Origin of the sequence: Methanobrevibacter sp. (genome assembly GCF_050872065.1) — an archaeon.
Classification (GTDB): domain Archaea; phylum Methanobacteriota; class Methanobacteria; order Methanobacteriales; family Methanobacteriaceae; genus Methanocatella.
In genome coordinates, this window is record NZ_JBNMGD010000070.1 from 1 (window position 1) to 4434 (window position 4434).

Here is a 4434-nt window from a genome sequence, read left to right on the forward strand (position 1 = left end):
ACTATTCATATCGTAAATTAATGAAAAATAATTTTCAATCAAATTTAACTGTAAAGTATACAATTATATTATTTCTTAAGAGAAGGTGTCCATAACTCAAATTCTTTAATTTGCTGTGGGATGCCAGAATCATGATAAGAATCAAGATATCCTTCACTAGACATATAATCTTCACTACAACTTTCTACTGAATTAAAAAATTCCAGAATGCCCCTATTTCTAATAATGGTATGTTTTGGTTTAAATGTTGATGACCAAATATAAAATACTTTAAAAACAGTATCTGGATGATATCCTCCACCTAAGTCAATACATAAAATGTCACATTTTTGTATTTTCTTAAATACCTCAAGTAATGTTTCATGAAGACGAACATCTGCATTGATAAATTCCAGATTATCACAAGCCAATTCATTCATACTAGCTGTGGCCTCAGGAGAATTATCAAGAGCTATTATCTTTGAATCTTTAAAATTATCCAATAGAATCTCTGTTGTATTGCCAACATGACATCCTAACTCTATTATTGTATTGCCATTTTGAGCTAAATCTAAAATTTGATGTCGGTAAATTTCTACATCATAACTAAGATTAATCATAAACAATACCATCATTATTTAATTTATCTATATGTAACCCTTCAATGTTTAATTTTTTAAATACTTCTTCATTATAAGCTAATGCAAATACAGTATTTCCAAGCATTGCCATAGAACTACCTAAAATATCATCTATAGATTCAAAATAATCAATTTGTTTTTTGACTTCTTGAGACATCAGTTTTGTTTCAAGAGAAAATTTATTTGAATAAATTAAAAAATTGTCCAAGTTAGGCTCATTTTCAAATAGCTCCAAATACTTCAATCCTACTTCCGAAATAATTTTTTTATAATCAGGGTCATTAATAATCTCAGATGTCTCAATTGGTCCAAATGTTTTATATGCAACATAAACATCATGATTATATGATTCGATTTCACCAATTCCCGGCGCTCCAGGTTTTGTTCTTAAAACCAAACCATTACCTGTTTGAGCTATTACATCCCCCAAACCAGCACCTAAATTAACTTCAGCCATATGAGCAATTTGACCACATAAATCCTCTGAATAACCTAAACCTAAAAATTCATTTAAAGCTAATGTCAAGCTTAATGCTGAAGCTGCTGATGTGCCAAAACCAGCACCAATTGGAAGTTGAATATCCTGAATAACTTTAAAATTCATATCATCCAATTCTAAAATAGCTAAAACTTCACGAATAATTGTGTCATCACCACGATTAACTTCATATTCAAAGCTATCTGATTCAACGATTGTTGTTTTAACACCCTTTGTAAGCAGAAATCCTACTCCACAAGATCCTTTTTTCAGTTTGGATTCATAATCTTCAATATTGAAAAAACCAGTCACATGACCTGGAACAAAAACACTCATAATTATTAATTGTTAAACAAAATAATTAAAATTTATTATTTTTTAAATTTTCTTAAATCCAATTTCCAATTTTTATAAGCAAGTTCCTTATCTGTTTCTTTCCATTCAAGATTTTCACTTAAGACTTTTTTCTTTAAGACTTCAAGACTATGTGATTTCAAATTAGAATTCCTATAATACCAATAATCATCTTTTTTATAAACATTTAAAAAACCAGTAACATTATTTTTGTCTATCTCAATGGATTTTTCAACTAAATCTTTATCTAAAATTCTCCATTTTAAACCATAAAGACTAACAAGGACTTCCAGTTCTTTTAGTGTTTGAGCTTTAAGTGATTTATCTCCAAACTGGTATTCCCAACTCATATCATCCAATTGGTATACATTCATAAAACCAGAAAATTTCATGATAATAACTATATTCAAGAGAGATAATAAATTTTTAGCCTATTTAATAAATTAAAATTAACTTCTACTGAGATAATATATATTAATTTCAATTATACACTAATTACCAAAAAAAGAAAAGAAGAAAAATTAATCCTCTAAAAAAAATATTTTTTTTAGAAAACTAATTCTTCATTTAATATTTACGTTTTCTGAATGGTACTAAAATCATCAATAAGCAAGCTAACAAGACAATCAAAGGATTTCCTGTAGCCAAATCAGTATTAACAATTCCGCCATCACAACTTGATTTAATTGCACTTATTTTGTTTACTTTATCTAATTCATTAGTATTTGATTCATCAGTAGTGTTTACATCTTCTGTGTCTTCACTTTCCATAATATTTACAGTATTCTGGATGACTGTTGTGTTGTTGGTTTCATTGGAACCCGCAATTGCAGTAACAGTGAAATTACCAACTTTAACCGCATTAAAAATCACAGTTAAAGTTGATTTCTCACCAGGAGCTAAATTAGCATTATAATAGAATTTATCTCCTTTTTTAGTCCAATTACCTGTAATATCCTTGTAACTAAGACCGTCTGGAATATTAATTTCAACAAAAACATCAGTTAATGGCATATCACCAGTATTTTTAACTGTAACTGTAAAGTTAACTTGGTCACCTACATTCACAGAATCATCATTAGTAATATTAACAGACAAACCTGGAGTACCAACAGTAAACTTATTACTAGTAGTCACATTATAAGTTTGATTAGATCCAGTGATTGTTTCTAAATCAAAAATACCTCCAGTAGTATTGAAGACAACAGTAAAACTAACGGATTCATTAGGAGTTAAATTACCATTATAAACAAACTTATCACCGTCTTTAGTCCAATTAACACCAGTGAGATTAATGTAAGTAAGACCATCAGGCATATTCAATATAACGAATACGTCAGTTACATTGTTTTTAGGTCTAGGATTAGTAACAGAAACTGTAAAACTAATTTGATCACCTGGATTAACACTAGAACTCATATTACTATCTACAGACACTATAAGATTACTCTCAATGAAAATTGAACTAATATTAGTCACATTACCCTGAGAATAAATAGCACCATCCCTATGAGAAGCAGTATCATTAATAAAAGTAGAATCCCTAGTATTCACAACAGAATTAGACTTCCCAATATAAATAGCACCACCATTCACAATAGCAATATTATTAATAAAAGTTGAATTAACAGTATTCAAAACACTAGAATAATAATCCCCCTGACTAATAGAAATAGCACCACCATTCTGCTTAGCAGTATTATTCATAAAAGAAGAATCAGTAACAGTCACATCCTTAGAAGAATAAATAGCACCACCATCCCGCTCAGCAGTATTATTCATAAAAGAAGAATTAGTAATATTCACATTTCTAGAATTAGAAGAATAAATAGCACCACCATCCTGCTTAGAAGTATTATTCATAAAAGTGGAATTAATAACATTCAAACTATAACTATACCCACTAAAATAAATAGCACCACCATAATAAGTAGCTGTGTTATTTATAAAAGTGGAATTAGTAATGTTCGTATTCCTATAAGCATTAATGGCACCTGGTCCCACATCATTCTTAGTAGCAGTGTTATTTATAAAAATAGAATTAACAACATTCAAATCATAACCAGAATAAATAGCACTACCATCTCTAGCAGTATTATTCCTAAAAGAGGAATTAATAACATTCAAATCATTATAAGAATAAATATCTAGCATAATTATTAATAAAAGAAGAATTAATAATATTCAAATCTCCATAAGAGTATGTATAAATAGCACTACCCTCATCACTAGCATTATTATTTATAAAAGTGGAATTAGTAATGTTCATATTCCACTTAATATTACCATCATAAGGTAGATAAATAGCACTACCCTTAGAGGCTGTGTTATTCACAAAATAGGAATCAATAACAATCAGATTACCATTAACATAAATAGCACCACCATAATTACCAGTAGTACCATAAGAATTAGGGAGATAACAGTTTTCAAAACTACAATTTTTTATATTCAATATTAAATTGTCGGAATATATTGCTGCCCCATAATTATCTGCTTTTGCGTTTTTAAAGGTTATTCCTTGTATGGTTACATTTGATCCAGTTATGTTAAATATACGATTAGTGTTTTCACCATCAAAAATCACATCAGGACCAGTTCCAATAATAAGTAAATTATTTTTTGTAATTTTTAACCCAACATTATTATTTAAACCTTTATAAATCCCTGGTAAGATATAAATTGAATCACCATCAACTGAACTACCTAAAGCTGAAGATAAATCCTTGTATGGACTAGTAATTGAACCATCTCCACCAGCGCCTGCACTGGAATCCACATATATTGAATTTCCAGAACCACTTCTTAAAGATGGAACATCAACATTATTACTCATCACAGACGGAGATTCCAAAACTACTTCATTATCATCTATTGAGATTGAATCAGTAGAATTACTGGTTAACTCACTTATTTCACCGTCACTTGCTGAAACAGCACCTACAGACAAAATTACTAACAAAACAAGACTCAATATATATA

The 4434-nt window shown here is 29.1% G+C and carries 4 protein-coding genes and 1 pseudogene; all 5 read right to left on the minus strand.

The window, feature by feature from the left end; translation table 11 throughout:
* Window positions 1-68 precede the first annotated feature (68 nt).
* A complete protein-coding gene (locus tag ACR0P1_RS07510) occupies window positions 69-599 on the minus strand; it encodes a class I SAM-dependent methyltransferase (RefSeq protein ID WP_432645786.1) in 531 nt (176 codons plus the stop codon).
* Window positions 592-1434 (minus strand): pantoate kinase, encoded by an 843-nt coding sequence (locus ACR0P1_RS07515; protein WP_432645787.1) that lies wholly within the window; start codon window positions 1432-1434, stop codon window positions 592-594. The genes ACR0P1_RS07510 and ACR0P1_RS07515 overlap by 8 nt, the downstream gene beginning before the upstream one ends.
* A gap of 35 nt (window positions 1435-1469) precedes the next feature.
* Complete coding sequence (locus ACR0P1_RS07520) at window positions 1470-1844, minus strand: hypothetical protein (protein ID WP_432645788.1); 375 nt, start codon at window positions 1842-1844, stop codon at window positions 1470-1472.
* Window positions 1845-2019: 175 nt separating this feature from the next.
* Window positions 2020-3606: a hypothetical protein gene (locus ACR0P1_RS07525; RefSeq protein WP_432645789.1), complete on the minus strand. Its 1587-nt coding sequence runs from the start codon at window positions 3604-3606 to the stop codon at window positions 2020-2022.
* A pseudogene (locus ACR0P1_RS07530) lies at window positions 3584-4434 on the minus strand (hypothetical protein); the annotation flags it as partial. The gene ACR0P1_RS07525 and the pseudogene ACR0P1_RS07530, both read right to left, overlap by 23 nt.